A 23,674-nucleotide genomic window follows, 5' to 3' on the forward strand; every position below is an offset into this window, starting at 1 on the left:
GTCTGGCGGGAGCGAGCTGGATCGCGGAGTACGGCGATCCATCCGATCCGGCCGACTGAGCCTACCTCGCCGGTATCTCGGCCTATCACGTTGCGGAGGAGGGGCGTCCCTATCCGCCGATCCTGCTGGCCACGAGCCGCCGCGACGATCGGGTCCATCCCGGTCACGCACGCAAAATGGCGGCGAAGCTACACGCACTGGGATACGCGGCGTCGTTCTACGAGCCTGCGGCCGGGGGGCACGGCTATAGCAAGGACAACGCCGAGACGGCTGCGTTCATGGCGTTGGGTTTGAACTTCCTGAGGGGGTCGATCGGCTGGGGCGAGCTGGATGCAGTGGAAATCTGAACGACAGCTCGCTGTTAGGCGGGGGCGATGTTCCGGCTGCGATCCAAGACGGTCACTGCCGAAGGATGTAGGCATCCTTCGGAACGGGTTCGCTGCGATAACGTCTTCGCCCGCCATCTGATCTTTGGAGTGCTGCTAATGCCGAACCGGGTCAAGTCGGCCATCCGCGCGGCGGCCGAGGCCGGCGTCGGCTTGTGGGCGGCCTGCAACCGGCTGCGCTTACCCAGCACGGTGAACCCCTTCGTCGTCGGCGTCCATGAGCCGATGCGGGAGGAGTTGGCACTGGAGAACTTGCCGGTCACCGGATCGATCCCGCCGGGGCTCGACGGCCTTTACCTCAAGATGGGCGCCAATCCCGTCCGCCCGGCGACGCGGGGTCACGACTGGTTCCTCGGCGACGGGATGGTGCACGGCCTCGCAATCGAGGCCGGTAAGGCGCTTTGGTACCGCAACCGCTGGATCGATTCACGCTCGGCTGCCGCGACGCTCAAGCGCCCTGCGGCGCCGGGGCCGCGGCGGGGCGGCAACGACACCGTCAACACCAACGTCGTCGCGATCGGCGGCCGGATCTTCGCCGTCGTGGAGGCCGGCAGCTTCCCCGTCGAACTGTCACGGACGCTGGATGAGCAGCGCTACAACCCGTTCGACGGCACGCTCACCGGGTCCTTCACCGGACACCCGCACCACGATCCGCTGACCGGCGAGACCCACGCGATCGCCTACGACGGCCGCGTCTGGGACAGCGTCCGCCACGTCGTCGTCGCGCCGACCGGACGGGTCGTGCGGGACGTTCCGATTGCGGTCGAGCACGGGCCCTGTATTCACGACTGCGCGTTCACGGCGCGCTTCGTGATCGTGCTCGACCTGCCCGTCACGTTCTCGTTCGCGGCGATCCTCGCCGGCTACCGATTCCCGTTCCGCTGGAATGACAGCCACAGGGCTCGGGTGGGCCTCCTCCCCCGACAGGGCGACGGCGGCGACATCCTCTGGTGCGAGGTCGAGCCCTGCTTCGTGTTCCACGTCGCCAACGCCTACGACGACTCAGACGGGCGCGTGACCCTCGATGTCATCGCCTATGAGACGGTGTTCGCCTCGGTCGGAGGCGGCCTCGACCGTCCAGGTCAGCTCGAACGCTGGACGGTCGATTACGCGACGCGGCGGGTCGTGCGGCGGGTGCTCGACCCCGGGGCGCAGGAGTTCCCCCGCATCGATGAGCGGCTTCTCGGACAGCGCCACCGCTACCTCTACACCGTCAGCGTCCCCGCCGACGGCAACACCCAGCTTGCTGGTGCGACGCAGCTCTACAAGCACGACTTGGAGACGGGCGAGCGCCACGTGCACGAGTTCGGCCCCGACCGTATCCCTGGGGAGTTCGTCTTCGTACCGGCGTGCCTCGGAGCAGGCGAGGACGAAGGCTGGCTCGTCGGGCTCGTCATCGACACCGCGCGTGACACGACGGACTTCGCCATCCTCGACGCGCGATCGTTTGCAGCGCCACCCATCGCCACGGTCCATCTCGGGCATCGGATCCCGCCGGGCTTCCACGGCAACTGGTTCCCGGCGTGCGACTTGAGCGAGACAGGCAGGGATGGCGCCGATTCAACATCGTGATGCGCGAGCTGTCGCCAGGGCGATCAGCCTCTGCGCTTCCGCGCGAGTCCTTTGTCGCATTCGACCGCCGCCGAGCACGTCGGACCTCGGCGATCCGCCCGATCACCGTTGTCTCGGAACTGCCGGGAATGCGGATGTTCTGCTGACGACCCAACCCAGCCGCCCGAACCGCTCCCGTCGCTTCTCCAAAGCGGATGTTCGTCCGCGGTTTGGCAACTCCGTTCGACGCAGCCTTAGACGGTGTGCGCTTTCGCACCGTGTCTTTGAAAGCAGGTGCTTTAGCCAGCTCAGATGAGCATCAGCATCCACGACGTCAGCGTCCCCGTCTTCGTCAACGCGCTTCGCAACATGAGCACGTGGCTCGACAAGGCGGCATCGGAAAAGCCGGAGGCCGAGTTGCTCATCCGGCGGCTGGCTCCGGACATGAGGCCACTGCCTGCCCAGTACCAAATGGCGTCCGACAGCGCGAAGAACGCGGTGGCACGGCTCGCTGGGATCGAAGCGCCCTCGATGCCCGACGTCGAGGCGACCTTCGCTGAACTCAAGGAGCGCTGTGCCAGGACGATTACCTTCGTTGAAGGCATTGATCCGGCGGCGTTGGCCTCAGGCGCGGAGCGGGAAATCGAGCTGAAGTTTCCGAACGGCATGGGATACCGCTTCAACGGGCAGGCCTATCTCACCGGCTTCGCGCTTCCGAACTTCTTCTTCCACGTGACCACAGCCTACGGGATCCTCCGCGGCGCTGGAGTGAGCCTCGGCAAGCCGGATTTTCTGCAGCATCTCGGGCCGCCGAACATTCACGCCGCGTAGTAGTCGCTCCGGCTCCCCCCAAGTCCAAAGCCGACCTGCCGGATCAGGTGAACGCGCGCATGACGCCTTCGCCGCGGCAGTTTCTATGTCGTGGACCGAGCCAAACCGCTGCAGGTGCGTCCTGGGTGCGGCTGAGTGTGACCAAGTAAATGATGCAGGATCTCGCCGTCCGCTCTCATGCCTCAGTTTCGCGCAAGCAGACGGTCAGAGATCCACCCATCTCAGGCGCTCACGCGGGCCCTGAGCGGTGACCAGGATTGGCCGAAAGCAATCGGTCCGTTTCGGAGCAGGGCCGCCGGAAAAGCGGACAGGCTCCTACCGACCCAACCCAGAAACCCGGACCGCAATCGGCAGTTCTCCAAAGCGGCCGTTCGTCAGCCCTCCGGCAACTTCGGCTCGGGGCGGGGAGCAAAAGTCGCTCATTCGCCTCGAAGCAGATGTTCCGCACCCGACCCAGCCCAGTCGTTTTAAAATCTTATTGCGATGCCAGAAGACAGATATTGCTCAAATCACCCTTTGAGGACTGCAGCCCATCCGCTTCAAAGCAGGAACATCGAAAAAACACATTGAACCCGACGCACACAAACTAGTTGCCTTCGAGAATTTACTGGCCTGTTAAGCGACCGATCCGCTTGCAGATACCATTCGTCCCCGTTCGACGGCAAAGCCTTGTCCGACATAAATCCGAATCTTGACCATCGCTAATTTTGATCCCGGCCATATATCCCTGAAAGGACAATTCCCATACCAAGCATGTTCGGAATTAGCGACCTATACAACCATAAATATGCGCCATATGTCGCAATCGATATGCAGTGCTTAGGAGCACAGGCTGCACCGGTTGGGCGCACCAATGGATTTTGACGAGCGGTTTATCTGCGAAAAACTGGCTCGGCACCCAGATTTACAGCTATTTGGCTCGCGGTGAAAATCTGCACGCAGCATGTACCAGTGGTTGTATTTTATTCAGAAGCTAATCCAGATTATATTTTCCAAAGACCGCTTTCGCCGATTTTAACTGATCATATGACAATTTAGCTCAATTCAAGACGCACATTGCGCTTTGCAAAGGGTCGACGAAATGCGCTTTATTGCTGATCTCAAGATTACGACTAAGATGACGGCCGCCTTTATGTCGCTTGCCGCGGTCACGCTTGGTATCAGCGCGCTGGGCTACGGCCGGCTTAAAGCGATCGATGCAAACATCCAAATGACCGAACACACGTTTCATGTCTTACGGTCGCTCGATGCTGTAACGAACGCCATGGTCAACCAAGAGACCGGTGTGCGCGGCTATTTGATCTCAGGCGATCCCAAGTTCCTGGCGCCCTATAAAACAGGTCAGGCTGAGTTCCGCGAGAGTTTTGAACGTATTAGGCAACTCACCTCGGACAATCCCAACCAACAGAGCCGGCTCGCTACTCTGAAACAGGCCGCTGACGCATGGTCGGACGGTGTTGCTGCCCGGGAGATCGCCAACGTAGAAGCTGGGCATCTCGACAAAGCCCGGGAGATCGAGGTGAGCGGAGCCGGCAAGGCTTCTATGGATGCCCTACGCGTGCGTGCTGCGGAGATCGCACAGACGGAACAAGACCTCCTGGCCCACCGAAGTGCCGAACAGCGGCAAGCGTTCGACACGGCGTATTTCACGAGCATCGCCGGCAGCATCGCCAGCGTCGTAATTGCGCTGCTGTTGTCGGTCCTGGTCTTCGGCTTGATCGCCCGGCCGTTGAGCCGTCTCGTGTCAGTTTTGCAGCGGATGGCGCAGGGAGAGACCGATGCGCCCATCGTCGAAGCCCAGCGCGGTGACGAGATCGGCGCGGTAGGTAAAGCCGTTGAAGGCATCAAAGCCATGGTCGCCAAGACCGCATCCGAGCAGGCCGACCTGCAACGCAGCGCTGACGCGGCGGCGGCGGCGGAACGACGCCGGACGATGATCGAACTCGCCGACAGCTTCGATCGCGCCGTGGGGGGCATCGTCGGAATGGTTTCGTCGTCCGCGACCGAACTGCAGGCCACCGCACAATCGATGACTGCGACGGCCACGGAAACCGCAAACCAGTCGACGACGGTAGCGGCAGCGGCGGAGGAAGCGGCGTCGAACGTCAATACGGTTGCCGCGGCAGCGGAAGAACTCGGCTCATCGGTACAGGAGATTGGACGTCAGGTGAACGGATCGGCCGAACTTGCGCGTCTGGCAGTAGGGGAAGCGGATCAGACCGGCATGCTCGTCCGTGAACTGAGCACGTCGGTGGGCGAGATCGGCGATGTCGTCGGCCTGATTTCGAGTATCGCCAGCCAAACCAACCTCCTGGCGCTCAATGCGACGATCGAGGCGGCACGGGCGGGTGTCGCCGGCAAGGGCTTCGCCGTCGTCGCATCCGAGGTCAAAGCACTCGCTGAGCAGACCGCCAAGGCGACGCGCGACATATCCGGGCAGATCACGAAGATCCAAAACTCGACGGGTCAGGCCGTTGCGTCGATCGGCGAGATCACGGGCCGGATCCGCGAGATCAGCGGCGTCGCAACCTCAATCGCCGCCGCCGTCGAGGAACAGGGGGCTGCGACGCAGGAAATCGTTCGCAACGTCAGCCAAGCCTCCGCGGGGACTGCAGAGGTGACAAGCAACATCAGCGGCGTCGCTGGCGCCGCCGAGGAAACCGGCGCGGCGGCCAGTCAGGTCTTGAACGCGGCCTCAGAGTTGTCTCGTCAGTCCGAGAGTCTAAACGCCGAGGTCACCCGCTTTCTCTCTACCGTACGTGCGGCATGATGGATCATGGGAGAAATCATTTTTCTCCCATTTGGACCGTGTTGCTTGGGGCAGTGGTTTTGGCTCCCAGCAGATCTGGCTGACGCAGCACGGGGCCTCCGCACAAGATCTGAGCGTACTGACGCTCATACATCAGACATGAGAACATTGGAGGGCAGCTTGCACAGGCTGTTGTTGATCTCCGACGATCTGTCTCGGACCAAACGTCTCGAGCGATCCCTCGGCGCGACCCGGATCTATGCGATCCATGATCTCTATGACAGCGCCGTGCCGCTGGACCCGCCCGACCTAATTGTGGGCGATGTCGCCCATCTCACTTCGGAGGCCATTGTGCGTCTGCGGCGGATATTGGAACCGCTCCGTGCTGCCGGCGCCCCTTTCCTGTTCCTGACCCACGGTAACACCGCTCGTGCCGAGGCGCAGGCCCGCCTCCTCGATCCGACCGAAACGCTTCCTGCCCAATCGGCGCGTGATCGACTCCTCGACCGTATCGAATGGCTCCAAGAAGCCGGCGGCTCCGCTGCTACAGCCAAGATAGCCGAGGAAGCCCGGCGGTTTTTCGTCCAGACTGTTTTATCCCCCCATACGGTTACCCCCGAGTGTGCGGACATCGGGACAGTTCTGATCGCCCGGGCTGTGCAGCAGTGTGGTGTCCGTGACTGGATCCGCGCCGTGCAACGCTTTGATGAAGCCACACATCGGCACTGTCTATTGGTTACGGGCTTAGCAGCGGCGTTCGCAACCAAGCTCGGCCTTGCCGGTCTCGACAGCTATCGATTGACGAAAGCGGCGCTGTTGCACGACGTTGGCAAAATCCAGGTACCACCAGCGATTTTGAATAAACCCGGCAAGCTCACCGACCCAGAGATGGCGGTCATGCGCACCCATGCAGCGCTGGGATACGACATGCTGTTGGGCGGCGGTTTCTCAGAGGATGTACTGCAGGTCGTGCGCTCGCACCACGAGATGCTGGATGGATCCGGCTATCCAGACGGTCTGCAGGCTGCTGAAATCCCCGATCTGGTGCGGCTGGTGACGATCTGTGACATCTACGGTGCGTTGATTGAGCGGAGGCCGTATCGAGCACCCATGACAGGTGTAAAAGCTTATAGCGTCCTGCGCTCCATGACCAGCCGTCTGGACGCCGATCTTACCGAAGCGTTTCGCCCAATTATGATCGCGTTTGATCCGGCCGGCGCTAGTCCAGCCTAACTGACGGGTCCCAAGTGGGGCCGTTTGCCAGGAGTTCGCCGTAGCTGCCAATGGCAAGTCCTGACCATTTAGAAGACATTTTCATGAACGGATATGATGATCTTTGCGAACAGGCTGCCCCAGAGCAGGCCCCTGCAAGCGAATGGATGCTAGTAAAAGTGGTAGTTAGCTCTGATTTGGTGTGTCGCATGCTCTGAAGCAGACCGTCCGACACACAATCAGCCTAGACGTGATCCATCCTCGACCTTTCGTTGCGAAGCGGACCTTCAAGGGGTCCAAGAAGGGTCGTGAGCGGGCGCGGTGGTGATGTCTGCTCTTATGCATGGCCGCCCGAAAGCGGACCGGCGGAAATCCACCCTGCTGAGACACAACGGTTCAACATTTGGCGAACCGAAAGCTGACGCGCTCTCACAGCTTCGTCTTGAGGTTGTCATGCTTCTGATTGGCTGCCTCGATCGCCGCACCGTTGGTGAGCGCCCAAGCGCAGAGCGCCTCGAAGGGCTGTCGCAGCGAATGCCCGAGCGGGGTGATCGCATATTCGACACCGATCGGTGCGGTCGGCAGCACTGTTCGGGTCACCAGTCCGTTGCGCTCCAGCCGCTTCAACGCGTCCGCCAGCGCCTTGTGCGTGATGCCGTCGAGCCGGCGCTTGATCGCGTTGAACCGTGAAGGCCGCGGGCAGAGCACCGTGAGGATTAGGACCGTCCACTTGTCGGCGATCTTGTCCAGCACCGGGCGGACCCGCGCCATGTGGGCGAGCGCGCACTCGGACGCGGCATCGAGATCGGTATCGTCAGCCATATCTAGGCTATCCTAGGTGCGTTCTTGATAGCAGATATACGATCTGTACCTTCGGAGCCATCGTGGTTGAAGGGAAGCTTCGATGGCTCGCATGATGGACAAGGTTGCGCTCGTGGTCGGCGGGGCGAAAGGCATCGGCCTTGCGGTCGCCGAGCGGCTGGCGGTCGAGGGGGCAACGGTCGTCTTCACCGGACGGCGCACCGACGAGGTCGAGGCCGCCGCTGCGAAGATCGGGCGCGGTGTGCAGGGGCTCGTCGCGGACGCAGCTCGACAGGAGGATCTGCACCGCGTCGTGGCGACGGTGCGGGAGACGCATGGCCGGATCGACGCGCTGGTCCTCAACGCGGGTATCTCGGAACCGGCGACCCTGCGCCAGGGGACACCCGAGCATTTCGACCGGCACTTTGCGATCAACGTCCGTGGGGCTGTCTTTGGGTTGCAGGCAGCTCTTGGCGCGATGGGGCACGGTGGGGCCGTCGTGCTGATGGGGTCGATCGCCGACGTCATGGGGGTGACGCCCTACGGAACCTACGCTGCTACGAAGGCGGCGCTGCGTTCCTACGCGCGCACATGGACAGCGGAACTGGCGCCCCAGGGCATCCGCGTGAACGTGGTGGCCCCCGGCCCGACCGATACCGCCATGATGGCGAGCGTGCCGGAGGAGGGGCGAGCCGCGTTGATCGCGCCGATCCCGCTTGGCCGCATGGCGCGTCCGGAGGAAGTGGCTGCGGCCACGCTGTTCCTGCTGAGCGACGAGGCGAGCTTCGTCGCGGGTGCCGAACTGTGCGTCGACGGCGGAATGCGGCAGGTCTGAATTCGCGACGAGCGGTCGGTACCTCAGATCAGGACGCAAGACCATGTGCGCGATGTGTTGCCGCTCCTCCCAGGCGACGCGGCGTTCTGGCCCGGCCGGTGACGCGGTTGGCAGCCGCCCCAGTTCCGGAAGGCCGTCCGCCCTCAGGTGTTCGACGCTTTGAGATCGCGCGGCGCGATTCCGAAGCGCCGACGGAAGGCGGTGCTGAAGCCTGACGCGTTGGTGAAGCCGCACCGGTACATGATGGTCGCGATGCTATCGCCGGCAGGTGCAGGCGCCGATAACTGGCGATACGCTCGGTCGAGGCGCGCGTCGCGGATCGCCGCCGCCACGCCCTCGCCGTCGGCGAAGGCAGCGTAGAGACGGCTGCGGGAGACGCACAACGCCCGGTACAGGGCGGCGGGACCGAATTTCGGATCGTGTAGGCTGCGTTCGATGTGCACCGCGGCCAGTGACCGCAGCGCGTCCGCTGTGACGTCACCCGTGGGAGCGCCCACCAGACTCCGGAACAGGTGGAGGGTGCCCTCGACCGCGATGCCGGCCTCGGCCTCCGTCATGCCCGGCACCAAGGCCGCGTAGGACCGCAGGTAGGTCGCGAACAGAGCATTGAGCGGGCCGTGGCCGATCAGGCGCCCGGCGTAGGCTTCCGGCTCGCCGACGTGGGTCCTGAAGGCTGCGCGCGTCGCGCTCAGCCGGATCTCCTCGTAATCCTCGTAGGCCCCAATCCGGAACGGGCGTCCGGAGTCGGTGACGCTGATGTCGCCGGGAGCCATTCGCCCGCCACGGGTCCCTTGTTCGAAGTACTGAGCACCGCGCAGGACCAGGGCGATTGTGACGGTGTCGCGCCCGTCTTGGCGGACATGGCGCGCCGAGCGCTCGACATCGACCCGCGGGCCTTCGGTGTGCAGCAAGGTGCTGTGAGGCGTGACAGCGACGAGGCGACTGGCTGCGAACGACCGCCGTTCCTCGGCCCCGGCCGTGGAGACGCCGGACATGGCCAGCGCCGTGTCGCGCCAGAACTCGAACGCGCGCTTCGACTCGACCTCGGCCGTGCTCTGCCTCAGCGTTTTGACGCGGTGGCGCTCGGTCAATCTATACTCCCTGGTTCAGACGCCTGGAGATCGGGGCTCGCTCCGTCCGCAAGGTATGTCTGTTTGTAAGATAGCAAGATTTTGAACTTGGTATGCTCAGGCTGCATCTGTACCGCGTGCGGTGTCAGGGTCGGAAGTCAAGCCAAGCCGATGGTTGGATAAGAATCTGCAACGGGAGGTGTCGGAGATAAGCCCAGCTTTCGTCGATCGTCTGTTTCAAAGCAGGTGTACTCCTTTTGGCCAGGAAAGGTCACAAAGCTGGGTCAAGTTGCCGGACAGCGGTACTTCTGAACTTCAGAGAAGGGTTGTGAGTGGGCGGGACCGCGACGTCCGCTCGGATGCCTCTGCCGCGCGGAAGCGGACGTCCCGCTCGCTCATGTCCGGGACGGATCGAGGCCGGCCAGAAGATCGCGCAGGATCCGTTCCGCTGCGTCGGTGTCGGGATAGACGATACCGTAGGCCGGTACGCGAACCAGCCAAGCCAGGAAGCGTTCGACGGCTTCAGCCGTCACCGGATAGCCCAGGAACAGGCGATCCTCGAGCAGCCGGACGAGGGCGTCCATCGGCGTGATGCGGGTGGCTGCCCGGGTCGCGGTCGCCTCGTAGCGGGGAAACACCAGCAGGGTCGCGGGGACCGGAGGGTGGTCCCAGGCGGCAGGATCGGCGGCGATCAGGCGGAGATCGCGGCCGACATGCGTGTGGATCGGCTGACGCTCGATCTCGGGATAGGCGTCCGCCAGGGCCGGCCAGCAGCCGCGCTTCAGGCTGTGCGGCGCGGGCCAGGGTACGATCGCCCCGTCCGGCGCGGAGAGGGCAACCATGTCGTCGGCGTGATAAGCGAAGCCCCGTCGCGCCAGGGCGGCGGTCAGGGTGCTCTTGCCGCTGCCGCTGGCTGCGGACAGCACGATGCCGCGGCCGTGGAGGGATAAGCTGGCGCCGTGCAGGATCCCGAGCCAGCGCACGTCGGGATGCATGAGTTCCAGGATGGCTTGGAACACGGCGCCGATCGCTTCTTCGGCCAGATCGAAGGCCCGGGGCAATCCATCGTCGACCGTCAGGACGAACGGGTGGCGATCGTGCCCACCGCCGATGCGGATGGCGATCGCGCCGGTAACGTCGGCTGTCCGATGTGGGGATAGAACGGTGGCGATGTGGTGCGTGACCTCTGTGGGAGGCCCGATGACGGCGACACGGATGCCGCCGAGATCGTAGAAGGCCGCCGCTTGGAGCGTGTCATCTGCCGGATTCGAGGCCGCCGGGGCAACGTCCGGGCAACTGGCTCGACGGCCTTCAGCAATCCAGCGGGCCACCTGATCGACGTCGGCCCGTGCCCGGTCGCGCCCGATAGCGTAAGTTTCCGCGATGAAGTCCGTCGCCTCGGATACGTCGAGCCCGGTGCCCAAGGCCTTCCAGATCGCGCCGGCCGTTCCGTTCAGGGCTTGAAGCTCGCCCGTTGTACGGTTGAGGACCACCACACCATCACCCAGGTCAAAACCAAGGGCGTGGAGATTGGCCGATTGGTTCTCATTGGACACGCCGAGCCAATGCGTCTGATCAAGCGTCTGCGAACGGGTTCCGGTACGGCTGACCGCCCCCACCACCGGCACTGCCGGATGCACGCGCGGCCTTGGTCGGGATTGACGTCGCCAGCAGCACCGGAGCGGTGTAGGCCGCCACGACGCCCATGGTCTTGAGCGCGGCGCGACGCCCTTCGAACTTGCGCTGCTCATCGCTCTTCGGATTGGCGTTTGCAGGATCCGACACGTTCACCCTCCCCCTTGTTGCTTTGCTGTATCGGCGGCTCTACGCATGTGCAGACAGGTCGTCAACTACGTGGAAATTCGGGTTTACTATATTGAGTGAGGTATCTCGACACACAACGGGCCCAGTAGTGCAATCTAATCGCGGCGACAAAGCAAGACCGAGCGGCCAAAACAATCCCATGATCCCTTCACCGCAGCCGGGTCAGCAGGATGGGCAGAACCAGTCGCGCGATCCCAGCAACGACGAATATACGGTTTCTCAAAATCCTCCGGGCATCAGGCTGGCGCGGTCACCAGCAGCCATGCATTCGTGTTTTCGCCATGGAGTCTCGATCGTCAATCTGAGCACGGGCACGTATTTCCGGCTCGAAGCAATGGGCTTTGAGATCTGGAAGATCCTGGCTCAGCCCACCACGATCGAGGAGATCAGGGCGGATCTGAGCGCCAACTGCACGACGGAACCGGATAATGCGCACACGACGATCGTCGCGTTCGTCGACAGCTTGAAGCAGGCCGGGCTGGTGGTTGCCATATGACACCTTCGGACACGCTGCGGGAGGCGGTTGCGCGCGCGGTGTTGCTGATGCGTGACTACGCAGGCCGCGGCGTCCAGGCCGACCGCGGCGATACGGTGACGCCCGCCGCGTGGCGCGTGCTGGAAGACAACCGGCTTCTCAACCTGTGCGATCCGGCCGATCGAACCGACATCGACAGGCACCGGGAAGCGATCTGGTCGATGAACGCACCCGCCCTGTACACGATCGCGCAGCTCTCGCGACGCCTTGCGGCGGACGAGATCCCGCACGTCTTCATCAAGAGTCCGCTTCTGACGCACGCGCTGCACGGCGACCCCTTCTTCCGGATGTCCACAGACGTCGATGTTCTGGTCTCGGCCGCCGATCGCACCAGGGCTTTGCGCGTGCTGGATGCGCTGGGCTTCCAATTGAGCGCGGCGTGCCGGACGCTGTTCTGGCGGACCTTCATGGGTGAGCAGCATCTGGACCCGACGCGGCCGGACTTTCTCACGGTCGATCTTCACACAATGGCCCGGCATCCGGCGGGCTACGCGCCCGGTCTGACGCGCAGCATCCTCGCCGGCCGGATGATGACGGCCCTCGGTGATGGGCATGTTCCCGTGCCGAACCCATCGGACGCATTCCTGCTGGGGGCAGTCTACCTGCTCAAGTCCCTGCTGAAATACGAGCCGGCTGGCAGCCACCTGCTTGACCTTGCCGTGATGCACGGCCGGCTGGATCCGGAGCGGCAACAATCCATCACCGCCCTGGCTGCAGCGCGCGGGCTCAAGCGGACGACGGCCTTCGCGAGGGATGCCGTTAGGATGTTGCTGGAACCCGAGATCGGAACGGCGTCGCGGGATGCTGCACCGCTCCGGCGTGCCTTGAGCGGCGATGAGTTCTGGATCCGGTTCCTCGCCCCGTCCGAGTGCGGGCCGCTTGGGCGGGTTCGATGCATTGCGGCGTCCTGCGACCGGCCGTCCGACACCCTCAAAGCCGTCGGTTGGGATACTGGGCGCTGGCTCGCGCGGCACGCCGCGGACGCCGGGCTGTTCTGATCCCGAAGGTCGTCCCCTGGTGACCGGATCGACGGATCATCCGGGCTACGTGTCAGCCCGACGCGCTATCGCTCCCGGCCGATACCGTGCGCAGGCTGAACGCCTCGCATCGCGCCTTCAAACGCGACCGACCTGCGCCATCGTCCGCACGACTTGAATGCTGCGATGCCGCGTCTCGGCGTCCTCAATCGCGAGATAGGCCCGCATCAGACTGAACACCGCGGCGGCCTCTTCTCCGCGGCCTTCTGGTACGCCACGGATCAGGTGGGGATCGTAGAACTCGGTGATCGGCACATCGAGTAGCTCGGCTATTTGGGCGAGCAGGCCTGCTCGCGATGTCACGGCTCGCTGATGGGCGTCATTAATCATCGCGCGCTCACGATTACACTAGCTACGGTGATCGCGAGCGTAACTTACAACCTAGAGCGGCACAATCTCACTCAAGGGTTGTTTTATGCTGTTCAACCAATGGTGCGCGACGGCAACATCGGCGGAGCACGATCCCCTTCACCTGACGGTATGTGTGAGGTTCAGGGATCGCCAGCGGTACTCGCGGGGGGGGGCAGACCGAAGCGATCCTTGAACCTGCGGCTGTTGCCATAACCCGTGTGTACCTACGCTGGCTGCGTCCACGGCAGGATAGCAGGCGTACTACGACTGGGCCTTGGGCCGGCGCTTACGGTCTCCAGTTCCGCCGCGCTGCGCCGACCCTCACGAGACCGCCCGGCCAAGGCGTCACGGGCGAGCCCGGCGAACTGGACCGGATGCGCCTGTCGTCAAGTGCTTACCCGCCGCTGGCCGTGTGGTGTCGCCAACACCTCGGGCACGTCTGCGAGAAGGATGAGCGCTGTGGCAGCTGCACAGGGCGGTGTCGCCGCGTCGGCCTGAGATCAGCCCTCGGCTCTAACGCGACTTCGCCGGCGAGGCTGCCCCGAGACCGAGGGGTATCAGGCCCCGGTGCTGCTCTTCCGGCGCGCGACCGAAGCCGATCACCGAGGGTATGGTGGCGCGGGGGTGTTGACGGATCCTGTACGTGAGCCCGAACCGCTGTGGTTCTTCTGTAAAGCGGCCTTTCGTCAGCCCGACGGCAACTTCGGCTCAAAGTATAGCCGGACCTTGGCCCATCGTCCCGAGACAGATGTTCTTCTTCCAGCCCACGGGTGGCGGTGGACATCTAGGAGGGTCAACTTTGACGCTCACGTCCATCGGCTCAAGGCGCGATACCGAAGTGAACAAAGAAACCGTCAAGGTCTTGGGATCCCACACTGGTGCTGAACATGCTCGGCAAAGCGTCCCGCCCCATGAACGCTGCAGCGGGCGTCAGAGCTGCAAAGCCAGCGACTAGTGCTCTGACGCATTCACTTCGTTCATGCGAGTGAGCACTAATTCTCTGGGTTTGCATCAATTTTTGCGGACTCGGCTGACGCCTCCGTCTGGATCGATGCACTGGAGCCAAGGCGAGAAGGGCTTGAAGGTTGCGCATGATTGGACTGGTTTGTGTGTGACCCGATCGTGACAGCCGACCCTAAACGCCCGCACCAAACCAATCTCGAAAATTTGAAGGTTCTTCCTGAAAAGACCGATGTTCTCTGCCTATTATTGTCAAAAATGATTACAACCGAGAGGTGTAGAAATATTATTAACCGCTATAGGCGATAGAGCGCTTTCAGCATCATACAATTAGCCACCGGCGGTTACATCACACGTTAGGCCGCGGACTGAGCGAGACGCGCCCTGGCACGAATGCCCATCCTCCGGCTTGGTGCAGCTCACAGCGGGAACTCATGACTTTCCACGTCGGCGCCCGCATACAGCTCATCACGCTGACTGCTCTGGCAGGCATGGCGGTACCGATCGGGCTGGCGGGATGGGATATGTCTCAAACAGTCACGGAGGCGCGTGAGTTGAAGACGCGCGATCTCGTCGAGACCGCACAAGGGGTTCTTGCCTACTTCGAGGGCGAGGAGCGCGCCGGCCGGATGAGCCGCGATGCCGCTCAGCAAGCGGCCGTAGGGGCGGTTCGGGGTCTACATTACGCGGGCAGCGAGTACTTCTGGATCCAGGACATGCATCCGCGCATGGTGCTGCATCCCAAAGCCGACTTGATTGGCAAGGACATCAGCGGGATCGTCGATCCGACTGGCAAGCACCTTTTCGTGGATATGGTCGAGCGGGTAAAGCAGTCGGGCGCGGGCTTCGTCCCATACCTGTGGCCGAAGCCCGGCCTGGATCAGCCGGTGGCAAAGATCTCTTACGTAAAAGGCTTCGCGCCTTGGGGATGGATCATCGGATCAGGCATCTATGCGGATGACACGGCAGCGCAGATGCGTCCGACACTGATGCGTCTGCTTGGCGGCGCGGCCATCGTTGCGATGATCATCGGTCTTCTGGCTACCCTCATAGGGCGTAGCGTGGCGCGACCGGTGCGGGCCATGACGGCGTTCATGACGGGTCTCGCTGCGGGGGACTTGACCCAAGAGGTACCAGGCGCGCAGCGCCGTGACGAGATCGGTGCGATGGCGTCGTCCGTACAGGTGTTCAAGGACGGCCTGATCCGCATGAAGGCTTTGGAGGCGGAGACCGCGCAGGCGCGCTTGGCCGCCGAGGAGCAGCGCAAGGCCGGCATGCGCCAGATGGCCGACGGCTTCGAGTCCGCGGTCGGCGGCATCATCGGCATGGTGTCGTCTTCCGCTACCGAGCTGCAGATTACCGCCCAGGCGATGACTGCCACAGCTACCGAGACAGCCACCCAGTCTACCACGGTTGCGGCGGCCGCCGAGGAAGCCGCTTCCAACGTCAACACGGTTGCGGCGGCCGCCGAGGAGCTTGGCTCGTCCGTTCAGGAGATTGGACGCCAAGTCGCAGGCTCGGCCGAACTGGCGCAGCGGGCCGTGCACGAAGCCGATCAGACCGTCGCCATGGTGCAAGAATTGAACGTTGCCGTATCCCGGATCGGTGACGTGGTCTCACTGATCTCTGGCATCGCCGGCCAGACCAACCTGCTAGCGCTGAACGCCACCATAGAGGCAGCGCGCGCGGGTGCGGCGGGCAAAGGCTTTGCGGTGGTAGCCTCCGAGGTGAAGGCGCTGGCCGAGCAGACCGCCAAGGCGACAAGCGAAATCTCCGGACAGATCGCGCAAATCCAGGCCTCGACCGGCCATGCCGTGAAGTCGATCGCCGGCATCACCGGACGGATCCGCGAGATCGATGAGGTCGCCACCTCAATCGCGGCTGCGGTCGAGGAGCAGGGGGCTGCTACCCAGGAGATCGTCCGCAACGTGACGCAGGCGGCGATAGGCACGCGTGAGGTTACGAGCAACATCTCGGGTGTTGCGGGTGCGGCTGAAGGGACGGGCGCGGCGGCGAGCCAGATGCTGGGAGCTGCCTCGGAGCTGTCGCGCCAGTCCGAGCACCTCGCAGCCGAGGTCGGAGGCTTCCTCGCCACCGTGCGCGCGGCATGAGGCGAACCTGTGGATGATCGGAGAACGAGGTACCACTTCACAGACCCATTCACGTTGAATGCCGTACTCTCGTTTCAATATATAAGGTATTCCTGAAGCTTCATTGTCATAAATTAACCACCTGAGTTCAAACCGTATGCCTCGGAGTTTTGGCATGCAGTCTGTCTATACGTGCCTCACGCAGGCGCACGATCACCAGCTGATCGTGCTGGCCGCAGGGATCTGCATCGTCGGCGTTTACGGCTCGTTCTCGGTCGCGACACACGCAGCGCGCTCCGAAGGCCGGTCCGCCACGCTCTGGGCTGGCGCTAGCATCGTCGCTTCAGGCTGCACCGCCTGGGCCACCCACATGATCGGGCTCCTGGCATTTCGTCCTGGCATGCCCGCCGGGTTCGACCCCTATCTCACCGCCCTATCGCTCCTGACCGCCATCGCCGGCATTGGGGTCAGCGTCAGCCTCGCGATCGGTCAGCGCAGGCGGACCCAGCGCTTCCTCATCGGTCTCCTTCTCGGCGGTAGCATCGGCGCGTTGCACTACCTCGGCGAGGCTTCGTATGTCGTCGCCGGTGCCGTCACGTGGGATCCGCTCCTCTTGGCCGTGTCCATACCGACCAGCCTGCTCATGTTCGGCGTGGCCATGGTCGTGACCGGGGAGCGCCGCCGCGATCTTCGACGCACCGGGGCACCCCTGTTGGTCGCGGCAATCGGTGTCCTGCACTTCGGTGGCATGACGGCGATGACGCTGACCTTTGATCCCGCTATTTTGCTCCCTTCCCAGGCCGTTCCGCCCGATGTGATCGCGCCGATCGTAGCAGGCGTGTCCCTCGGCCTTCTGATCCTGGCGGTGGTCGGGCTGCGTCTGACCCTGAACGCTCGCGCCCAGGCGCGGCGGGATCAGGAGCGCCTGCGCGAACTTGCCAACCTCGCCGTCGAGGGGCTCGCGGTCTGCGACGGCGAGATGATCAAGACCGGCAACCGGAGCCTGGAGCGGCTCGTGGGGGTCGGCGCGGGCGCGCTCAGCGGCCGTCGTCTATCGGATCTCCTGCCCGGCCTCGTCGTCTCGACGCTGCCCGAGCGCGAGGAACGGGAGGCGGACCTCATCGGCGCCGACGGGCAGCGGGTACCGGTGCGTGTCCTGCGCAACGAGGTCCCCCTCGGTAGCGGCCGTCAGACCGTACTGGCCGTCCGCGACCAGCGCGAGCGCCTGCAGACCGAGTCTCAGATGCGCACGCTCGCCTACTCGGACGGGCTGACCGGCCTGCCCAACCGCGCCCGCTTCCACGATCTGCTGACGCGCCATGCCGCCTCTTACGGGGTGGACGACCGCACCTTCGCGATCCTCGTCCTCGACCTCGACCGGTTCAAGCTGGTGAACGACACCCTCGGGCACGGACTGGGTGACACGTTGCTGTGCAAGGTTGCCCAGCGCCTCATCAAGGCTCTGGGAGAGCGCGACATGGTCGCCCGCCTCGGCGGCGACGAATTCGCGATCCTGCAGGTCGATCCCGTGGGGCCAGAGGCGGTGGAGGCGCTCGCCGCCCGCATCGTCGAGCTGATCGGCCGGCCGTTCCTGATCGACAGGCAGCTTGTCAATATCGGCGCCTCTGTCGGGGCCGCCCTCGCGCCGGCGGACGGCACCGAGACCAGCGCGCTGCTGCGCAACGCCGACCTAGCGCTCTACAAGGCCAAGGCCGATGGCAAAGGCACGTTCCGCCGGTTCGAGCCCGTGCTCGACGCACGCGTCCAAGCCCGGCGCGGCCTGGAGGTGGATCTGCGCCGGGCGATCGCGGTCCAGGAATTCGAGCTGCATTACCAGCCCCTCGTCGATGCGCGTACCGGCCGGATCACCGCCGCGGAGGCGCTGGTGCGCTGGCGCCATCCCGAGCGCGGCCTGGTCTCGCCCGCCGACTTCATCCCGCTTGCCGAGGAGACGGGCCTGATCGGGCCGCTCGGCCAGTGGGTCCTGCGCACGGCCTGCCTCCAAGCGGCCCGCTGGCCGTCGCACATCCGGGTGGCGGTCAACCTCTCGCCCGTCCAGTTCCGCGACCTGAGCCTCGCCGAGACCGTGAAGGCGGCGCTCGCAGCTTCCGGGCTCGCCGCCGACCGGCTGGAGCTGGAGATCACCGAGGGCGTGCTGCTGGCCGACGAGGAGCGAACGATGGCCACCCTGACCCGGCTCCGGGCCGCCGGGGTCGGCATCTCGATGGACGATTTCGGGACCGGCTATTCCTCGCTCAGCTACCTGCGCCGCTTCCCCTTCAACAAGCTCAAGGTCGACCAGTCCTTCGTGCGCCAGCTTCCGGGCGATCCAGAGAGCGCCGCCATCGTCCGGGCGATCATCACCATGGGCACCTGCCTCGGCATGACGATCACGGTCGAGGGCGTCGAGACCGCGGAGCAGTTCGCTTTCACGGCCGCCTCGGGCTGTGATCAGGTGCAGGGCTACCATATCAGCCGGCCGCTGCCCGTGGCGGAATTCCTGTCGTTCGTCGAAGCGCGAGAAGCCGCATGACCGAGCCGGACCACACCGACCTGTTCCGGCTCGTCTACCGAAGCCGCAGCGCCATTGGTGGCGATGCTGAAGAGGTTCATCGGCAGGTTGATAAGATACTCACCGTGTCTCGCAGCCGAAATGGGCAGGCCGGCGTTACGGGCGCTTTGATGTTCACGGGCCTGTTCTTCGTGCAGGCCCTAGAGGGTCCGGCCACTGCCGTGGAGGCGGCCTTCGACCGGATCTGTTGTGATCTGCGCCATACCGGCATCGAGGTCGTCGAGTGCGGCCCCGTCCTTGAGCCGGCCTTCGGTGAGTGGTCGATGAGCCACTTGGTGCCTACAGCGGATGCCGGGGCTCTGCTCAATCGCGTCGAGCACGACACTGAGTTGGCCGACGCCGCGGTAGCGGCGATGAAGCTCATGATCGCCCTGATCCGATTCGAACCACATGCCATCGGACCAACGCGGCAGCTCGTGGTTTAAATTCAATCGGATCCGTCGAATGTGCGTTCGGCAAACTTTCCGGCGTCAGACCGTCACCGCACACCTTGACTGCCGGGCCGTGCAAGGCCTCCCGTCAGCGCAGTTACATTGGGGGGCTCGATACAGCTGCCGGGCCAATAGACCGTGAGATCCAGAGTTCCGCGCCGTCAGCTGCACGGGCGCGTCCTTGTGCCGGAATAGGCTGCGCACCAATCGGAAGGGCAGGCGCACCAGCTTTTAGACGGCGTGAGCGGTCATGACCGCGGGGAGGCAACAACCTCCAAGATAGTGTTGGATATCGCAAGTACTTTCGGCGGCGTGTTCACAATGGGCCGCCACTGCCATTACCGTCAGGAGGTGCGGTGATCAGGGCGGCAGTGTCCTGGCCTTGGCCGGACCCGGACACGAAGTACCAGCCTGGACCCAATCTGTGTACACTCACAGCGGTTCGCGACATCAGGCTCGCAGATAATGCGGGGCGTCGCGTCGGCGGTTAGGGAGCCGACCGGGCGTCGGACGTCCATGCGAAGCCCCAGTCGCTCCAACCGGTCGAGGAGCCACCACTCGGCACCGACGGTCCGAACTGTTGCGACGGTGCGAGGCCGGCGAGTAGATCTAGTGCATCGATCCAGACGGAGGCGTCAGCCGAGTCTGGAAAATTGATGCAAACCCAAAGAACTAGTGCTCACTCGCATGAACGAAGTGAATGCGTCAGAGCACTATGTGCATGTCGTTTCTTCGTTAGGGCAGCTCGCACCCCGGTTCGGTCTAAGTATGCGGATCGAAATTGGCGCGGTCGGTCTGCCGTGGGGCGCCTTCTTCAGACCGGCACTCAAGGCTGCTTACGACCCGCACCAGCCGCTCCGACCATCGCCGTCGCCTCTCCAAAGCGGCCTTTCGTCAGGCACCTTGCATCTTCGGCTCGGGGTAAAGGGCTGTCGTTGACCGATCGCTCAGCAGTCGTCCCAGCAGCAATAGAACGAGACTTCCGGTGTGATGCGTTTCGCCCTCATGACCGCACTACGCGGCCGCTCGAAGGTCTTTCGATGCTGTCGCCTCGAGTGATCGCACACAGTTGCGACCGCCCGACTTGGCTGCATAGAGCGCGCGGTCTGCGCGTTCGATCGTGTGGTCGACGTCGCCATCACCGAACCCGGCCTCGGCCATGCCGATGCTGATCGTTGCTCTGAGGCACGGCCCCTCGGGCTCGAACACGGTGTTTGCTACCGTCTGTCGGATGCGGTCTGCAAAGACGGCCGCGCCTTTCAGATCAGTCTCGCGGAGCAGAACCACGAACTCCTCGCCACCGAAGCGCGCCACCTTGTCAGTGGTTCGGACTGCGTTGCTGATGATGCACCCAACCTGGCGGATCACCTCGTCACCTGCGGCATGGCCGTAAAGGTCGTTGACGCGTTTGAAGTGGTCGATATCGATCATCAGAATGCAGATCGAACGCCGGTAGCGCTTGAAGTAGCTCATCGCGTCGTTGGCCAAGGGCAGGAACGCGCGGCGGTTGAGCAGGCCTGTCAGCGCATCGGTGTCGGCCAGAACCTGCATCGCATGCAGATCGGCTCCGAGACGTCTGACCCGGTCCTCCGCGGCTTCAACCGCGTGCGAGGCCTCCGCCTCGACGAGGCGCGCATCCGCCTCAGCAGTGCCGACGCGTCGCAGAAGCGATCTGACCGAAGCAGATAGGCGCAGGACTTCGGGAGAGCCGTGCACATGGCGCGTCATTCGCGCGTTCGGCTCGCGGCCGATGCGGTCGACCGCCGCTGTCAGCTGCGCCAAGGGCCGGGTCAGGCGTGCCGCGACCCACCAGATTGCGACGACGCCGAGTACAGCCGTCGCGAGCCCGAGCAGGAGGATCAGTCTGGTCAGACGATTTGCCCCCGCCAGTGCGGTGTCGATCGGCTGCAGCGCGACGACAATCCAACCCAGGCCCTGATACTCACCCCGTCCGCGCGTGGCTGCGGCAGCGGCGAGACGATCGCCCTCAGCGCGGTGAACGACGAAATGGCCGGATGTAAGCTCTGCAGCCGTGTACGGCGTGGCTCCGAGATCGGACCCGAGCAGGACCCGGCCAGCGCGATCGATAACGACGACATCCTCTTTCATCTCGGGCCTGCGAGACGACAGGACTTCGCGCCGGACGACGTCGGCCCAGCGCCAGCTGAGATGAGCCCCGAGAACACCGATGACCTGACCTGAAGTGTCGTCCACTGGAACGGCCACATCCACGAACCGGAACGGCGTTCCGTCGCTGTAGGGCGGGAGCTTGGACGCCAGCAATGCCGCCGCGTGCACGTCCTCGACCGCGGCCTGCCGAAGTCCGTTTATGAACCAGGGGCGCTGGCTGACGCTCGCTCCTTCGAGAACGCCCGCTGTGGCGGCACGGACCTGGCCGTCGTGATCGGCAAACCCGATCCAGGCGTAATCCGGCAGCGTCCTCTGCATCGTCTCAAGCACTCTGCGCAGGCCGCCGGTGTCCTCCATCCAGTGAGGTCGGAGTGGTTCGAGCGCTCCGACGTTGCGGATTTCCCGCAGGCGCTCGGCCATGTCCTGATCGAGCCGATCGGCCATCGACCGGGCGACCTGCAGGAGGGCGTTCTGCGCCATATCGGTGGCCTGCCCGCGCGCCAGCAGAGCTGATCCGATTGTGGTCACGCCGACGATCGCTAGACCGATGGCGCCTGCGAGCAGGCTGATCTGACGCCGCAATGAAACGCGGTCCGCAAGCCGCTTGAACATCTTGAACGATCCTCAATCGGGGCGGATTATGCGGATCAATCCGTGACAGCGAATGAAATTTATTCGTAAACAACTCGCTCCGACACGGTTTGGTGGCAGCCGCGCACCCACCCGTGTCGGATGAAGTTCGTGTCTCACGAAGACACACTTACAAGCAGATATTCCATGCCTTCGCGAAGGAACAAAAGCAGGCGCGGCGGCGACGTCTGCTTCAATGCATTGCCGTCCGGAAGCAGACAAACAAAAATCCACACATCTGAGACGTCCGGGCGGGCGTTTGGTGGCGGCAGATGCTGGCCGAAAGCCGCCGCTCCGCTTCGGGGAAAATCGAGCGGCCAAGCAGACAGCTCGTTACCGACCTGACTCTGGCGTGCAGCCTTGCGAGCGCGCCCCGAAAGCGAACCTTCGCTCGGGTCTTAATTCTCATTGGAAATTCACGTCAGCGAAACCGTCAAGCTGTTAGCTTGGTTCGATCAACGCCGATATGAGAAGCTCGAGCTATGAAAAGGGGATGCCAGGGTTGCCAGGGTGGTGAGCCGCTGCCCTTTGAGTTCACAATGGCGTTCCATCCCATCCTCGACCTCCAACGACATGGCGTCTGGGGCTATGAGGCGTTAGTCAGGGGCGTCTCGGGTCAGGGCGCCGGCCAGATCCTCGCAATGGTCGATGAGGCAAACCGCTACAAGTTCGATCAGGCCTGTCGTGTGAAGGCGATTGAGCTAGCGAGCTCCTTGTTCGTCGAACCAGATACCCGTCTGTCCATCAACTTCATGCCCAACGCCGTCTATGAGCCATCCGCATGCATCCGGGCGACGCTGGAGGCGGCGCGTCGGGTCGGCTTCGCACATCAGCAGATCATGTTCGAGTTCACCGAGAACGAGCGCATGGCCGATGTCGCTCACGTCCAGCGCATCGTCACCGAATATCGCAAGCAGGGCTTTGCCACCGCCCTCGACGATTTCGGTGCAGGGTACGCCGGGCTCAACCTGCTCGCGAGCTTTCAGCCTGATTTCATAAAGCTCGACATGGAGATGATCCGCGGCATCGGAGCGTCGCACGCTCGCCAGACCATCGTCGTGGGTGTGGTTGCGATAGCACGTCAGCTCGGCATCGCGGTGATCGCCGAGGGCGTGGAGACAGAAAACGAGCTCGACACTCTGCGTGCGGCCGGCATTCACCTGTTCCAGGGCTACCTCTTTGCTAAACCTGCCGTGGCGAGCTTGCCGGCTACCTGGCTCCCACAGCGAGGCTCCACTGGGTTAAGAACGGAGACTGGTGTGGATGCTGGGCTTGGCATGAGCGCCGCCTGAGCATCCCCGGACCGACATGCGAGGCCTGCTGTGCTCACTTTCGAAGCCATCTCTCTCGACATGCTCCTCACCCTTGAGGCGGATCGGCTCGACGCCCTGCCGTTCGGGGTGGTCGGACTGTCATCGGCGGGCATCGTCGAGATTTACAACGTCACAGAGGCGCAGCTGGCTGGTCTCCAACGGGAGACCGTCCTCGGCACGCACTACTTCTCCGTGACCGCGCAGTGCATGAACAACTTCATGGTGGCGCAGCGCTTCGAGGACGAGGCGGAGATCGACGCGATCATCGACTATGTGCTCACCCTCCGCATGCGCCCCACGCCCGTGCGGTTGCGGCTGCTGAAGGCGCCGCAGACCGATCGCCGCTACATCCTCATCCAGCGCTGA

At 63.7% G+C, this 23,674-nt stretch carries 18 protein-coding genes and 1 pseudogene; 13 read left to right on the plus strand and 6 right to left on the minus strand.

From position 1 onward, the window contains the following. From OXS49_RS12270 to OXS49_RS12290, 5 genes and pseudogenes are all read left to right on the plus strand, one after another. Positions 1-347 (plus strand): annotated as a pseudogene (locus tag OXS49_RS12270) (prolyl oligopeptidase family serine peptidase); the annotation flags it as partial. A gap of 138 nt (positions 348-485) precedes the next feature. Continuing rightward, the gene (locus tag OXS49_RS12275) at positions 486-1,958 is read left to right on the plus strand and encodes a carotenoid oxygenase family protein (protein ID WP_267424445.1); all 1,473 of its coding nucleotides are present in this window, start codon (positions 486-488) and stop codon (positions 1,956-1,958) included. A gap of 291 nt (positions 1,959-2,249) precedes the next feature. Further along, positions 2,250-2,768 carry a DUF1993 domain-containing protein gene (locus tag OXS49_RS12280; protein ID WP_243999594.1) on the plus strand — a complete coding sequence of 173 codons (519 nt, stop codon included), beginning with the start codon at positions 2,250-2,252 and terminating at the stop codon, positions 2,766-2,768. A 1,081-nt stretch (positions 2,769-3,849) separates the two neighbouring features. Then, positions 3,850-5,538 carry a CHASE3 domain-containing protein gene (locus OXS49_RS12285; RefSeq protein WP_267424447.1) on the plus strand — a complete coding sequence of 563 codons (1,689 nt, stop codon included), beginning with the start codon at positions 3,850-3,852 and terminating at the stop codon, positions 5,536-5,538. A gap of 159 nt (positions 5,539-5,697) precedes the next feature. Continuing rightward, positions 5,698-6,750 carry an HD domain-containing phosphohydrolase gene (locus OXS49_RS12290; RefSeq protein WP_267424449.1) on the plus strand — a complete coding sequence of 351 codons (1,053 nt, stop codon included), beginning with the start codon at positions 5,698-5,700 and terminating at the stop codon, positions 6,748-6,750. Between the two features lie 408 nt (positions 6,751-7,158). On the opposite strand, the gene OXS49_RS12295 is transcribed toward OXS49_RS12290, so the two are convergent. Beyond that, positions 7,159-7,551, minus strand: a complete 393-nt coding sequence (locus OXS49_RS12295) for a helix-turn-helix domain-containing protein (RefSeq protein ID WP_267424451.1) — start codon at positions 7,549-7,551, stop codon at positions 7,159-7,161. 82 nt (positions 7,552-7,633) lie between these two features. On the opposite strand from OXS49_RS12295, the gene OXS49_RS12300 reads away from it, so the two are divergent. Further along, complete coding sequence (locus OXS49_RS12300) at positions 7,634-8,365, plus strand: SDR family oxidoreductase (protein WP_267424452.1); 732 nt, start codon at positions 7,634-7,636, stop codon at positions 8,363-8,365. A gap of 143 nt (positions 8,366-8,508) precedes the next feature. Here the strand turns inward: OXS49_RS12300 and OXS49_RS12305 are convergent, their stop codons facing one another. The 3 genes from OXS49_RS12305 to OXS49_RS33630 all read right to left on the minus strand — a co-directional run bounded on the left by OXS49_RS12305 (position 8,509) and on the right by OXS49_RS33630 (position 11,220). Further along, positions 8,509-9,456 carry a helix-turn-helix domain-containing protein gene (locus OXS49_RS12305; RefSeq protein ID WP_267424454.1) on the minus strand — a complete coding sequence of 316 codons (948 nt, stop codon included), beginning with the start codon at positions 9,454-9,456 and terminating at the stop codon, positions 8,509-8,511. A 374-nt stretch (positions 9,457-9,830) separates the two neighbouring features. Then, positions 9,831-10,991 carry a PqqD family peptide modification chaperone gene (locus OXS49_RS12310; protein WP_267424456.1) on the minus strand — a complete coding sequence of 387 codons (1,161 nt, stop codon included), beginning with the start codon at positions 10,989-10,991 and terminating at the stop codon, positions 9,831-9,833. A 19-nt stretch (positions 10,992-11,010) separates the two neighbouring features. Next, positions 11,011-11,220, minus strand: coding sequence for a hypothetical protein (locus OXS49_RS33630; protein ID WP_267424458.1), 210 nt, complete (start codon positions 11,218-11,220; stop codon positions 11,011-11,013). 178 nt (positions 11,221-11,398) lie between these two features. On the opposite strand from OXS49_RS33630, the gene OXS49_RS12320 reads away from it, so the two are divergent. After that, entirely contained in the window at positions 11,399-11,755 is a 357-nt protein-coding gene (locus tag OXS49_RS12320; protein ID WP_267424460.1) for a PqqD family protein, read from the plus strand. A gap of 47 nt (positions 11,756-11,802) precedes the next feature. Next, on the plus strand, positions 11,803-12,792 hold the full coding sequence (locus OXS49_RS12325; RefSeq protein WP_267424462.1) for a nucleotidyltransferase family protein: 990 nt from the start codon (positions 11,803-11,805) through the stop codon (positions 12,790-12,792). 117 nt (positions 12,793-12,909) lie between these two features. Here OXS49_RS12325 and OXS49_RS12330 read toward each other — a convergent pair whose 3' ends face one another. Beyond that, positions 12,910-13,161, minus strand: a complete 252-nt coding sequence (locus OXS49_RS12330; RefSeq protein ID WP_267424464.1) for a hypothetical protein — start codon at positions 13,159-13,161, stop codon at positions 12,910-12,912. Positions 13,162-14,576: 1,415 nt separating this feature from the next. Between OXS49_RS12330 and OXS49_RS12335 the strand changes: the two genes are divergently transcribed. The 3 genes from OXS49_RS12335 to OXS49_RS12345 all read left to right on the plus strand — a co-directional run bounded on the left by OXS49_RS12335 (position 14,577) and on the right by OXS49_RS12345 (position 19,229). Further along, positions 14,577-16,253 carry a methyl-accepting chemotaxis protein gene (locus tag OXS49_RS12335; RefSeq protein WP_267424465.1) on the plus strand — a complete coding sequence of 559 codons (1,677 nt, stop codon included), beginning with the start codon at positions 14,577-14,579 and terminating at the stop codon, positions 16,251-16,253. Between the two features lie 154 nt (positions 16,254-16,407). Further along, entirely contained in the window at positions 16,408-18,765 is a 2,358-nt protein-coding gene (locus OXS49_RS12340) for an EAL domain-containing protein (RefSeq protein WP_267424466.1), read from the plus strand. Further along, positions 18,762-19,229 (plus strand): BLUF domain-containing protein, encoded by a 468-nt coding sequence (locus tag OXS49_RS12345; RefSeq protein WP_244001028.1) that lies wholly within the window; start codon positions 18,762-18,764, stop codon positions 19,227-19,229. The genes OXS49_RS12340 and OXS49_RS12345 overlap by 4 nt, the downstream gene beginning before the upstream one ends. Positions 19,230-20,249: 1,020 nt before the next feature. On the opposite strand, the gene OXS49_RS12350 is transcribed toward OXS49_RS12345, so the two are convergent. Further along, the gene (locus OXS49_RS12350) at positions 20,250-21,977 is read right to left on the minus strand and encodes a sensor domain-containing diguanylate cyclase (RefSeq protein WP_267424467.1); all 1,728 of its coding nucleotides are present in this window, start codon (positions 21,975-21,977) and stop codon (positions 20,250-20,252) included. A gap of 500 nt (positions 21,978-22,477) precedes the next feature. Here OXS49_RS12350 and OXS49_RS12355 point away from each other — a divergent pair, with 500 nt between their 5' ends. Next, a complete protein-coding gene (locus OXS49_RS12355) occupies positions 22,478-23,287 on the plus strand; it encodes an EAL domain-containing protein (RefSeq protein WP_244001032.1) in 810 nt (269 codons plus the stop codon). 30 nt (positions 23,288-23,317) lie between these two features. Next, positions 23,318-23,674, plus strand: a complete 357-nt coding sequence (locus OXS49_RS12360; protein ID WP_267424468.1) for a hypothetical protein — start codon at positions 23,318-23,320, stop codon at positions 23,672-23,674.

The sequence above is a fragment of the Methylobacterium sp. GC_Met_2 genome, assembly GCF_026540795.1.
Classification (GTDB): domain Bacteria; phylum Pseudomonadota; class Alphaproteobacteria; order Rhizobiales; family Beijerinckiaceae; genus Methylobacterium.

Coding starts and splice junctions, on each gene's coding strand:
- OXS49_RS12350 (WP_267424467.1), bottom strand. CDS start 21,977: ATGTTCAAGCGGCTTGCGGACCGCGTTTCATTGCGGCGTCAGATCAGC.
- OXS49_RS12340 (WP_267424466.1), top strand. CDS start 16,408: ATGCAGTCTGTCTATACGTGCCTCACGCAGGCGCACGATCACCAGCTG.
- OXS49_RS12280 (WP_243999594.1), top strand. CDS start 2,250: ATGAGCATCAGCATCCACGACGTCAGCGTCCCCGTCTTCGTCAACGCG.
- OXS49_RS12320 (WP_267424460.1), top strand. CDS start 11,399: ATGATCCCTTCACCGCAGCCGGGTCAGCAGGATGGGCAGAACCAGTCG.
- OXS49_RS12330 (WP_267424464.1), bottom strand. CDS start 13,161: ATGATTAATGACGCCCATCAGCGAGCCGTGACATCGCGAGCAGGCCTG.
- OXS49_RS12355 (WP_244001032.1), top strand. CDS start 22,478: ATGAAAAGGGGATGCCAGGGTTGCCAGGGTGGTGAGCCGCTGCCCTTT.
- OXS49_RS12285 (WP_267424447.1), top strand. CDS start 3,850: ATGCGCTTTATTGCTGATCTCAAGATTACGACTAAGATGACGGCCGCC.
- OXS49_RS12335 (WP_267424465.1), top strand. CDS start 14,577: ATGACTTTCCACGTCGGCGCCCGCATACAGCTCATCACGCTGACTGCT.
- OXS49_RS12345 (WP_244001028.1), top strand. CDS start 18,762: ATGACCGAGCCGGACCACACCGACCTGTTCCGGCTCGTCTACCGAAGC.
- OXS49_RS12300 (WP_267424452.1), top strand. CDS start 7,634: ATGGCTCGCATGATGGACAAGGTTGCGCTCGTGGTCGGCGGGGCGAAA.
- OXS49_RS12325 (WP_267424462.1), top strand. CDS start 11,803: ATGCGTGACTACGCAGGCCGCGGCGTCCAGGCCGACCGCGGCGATACG.
- OXS49_RS12275 (WP_267424445.1), top strand. CDS start 486: ATGCCGAACCGGGTCAAGTCGGCCATCCGCGCGGCGGCCGAGGCCGGC.
- OXS49_RS12295 (WP_267424451.1), bottom strand. CDS start 7,551: ATGGCTGACGATACCGATCTCGATGCCGCGTCCGAGTGCGCGCTCGCC.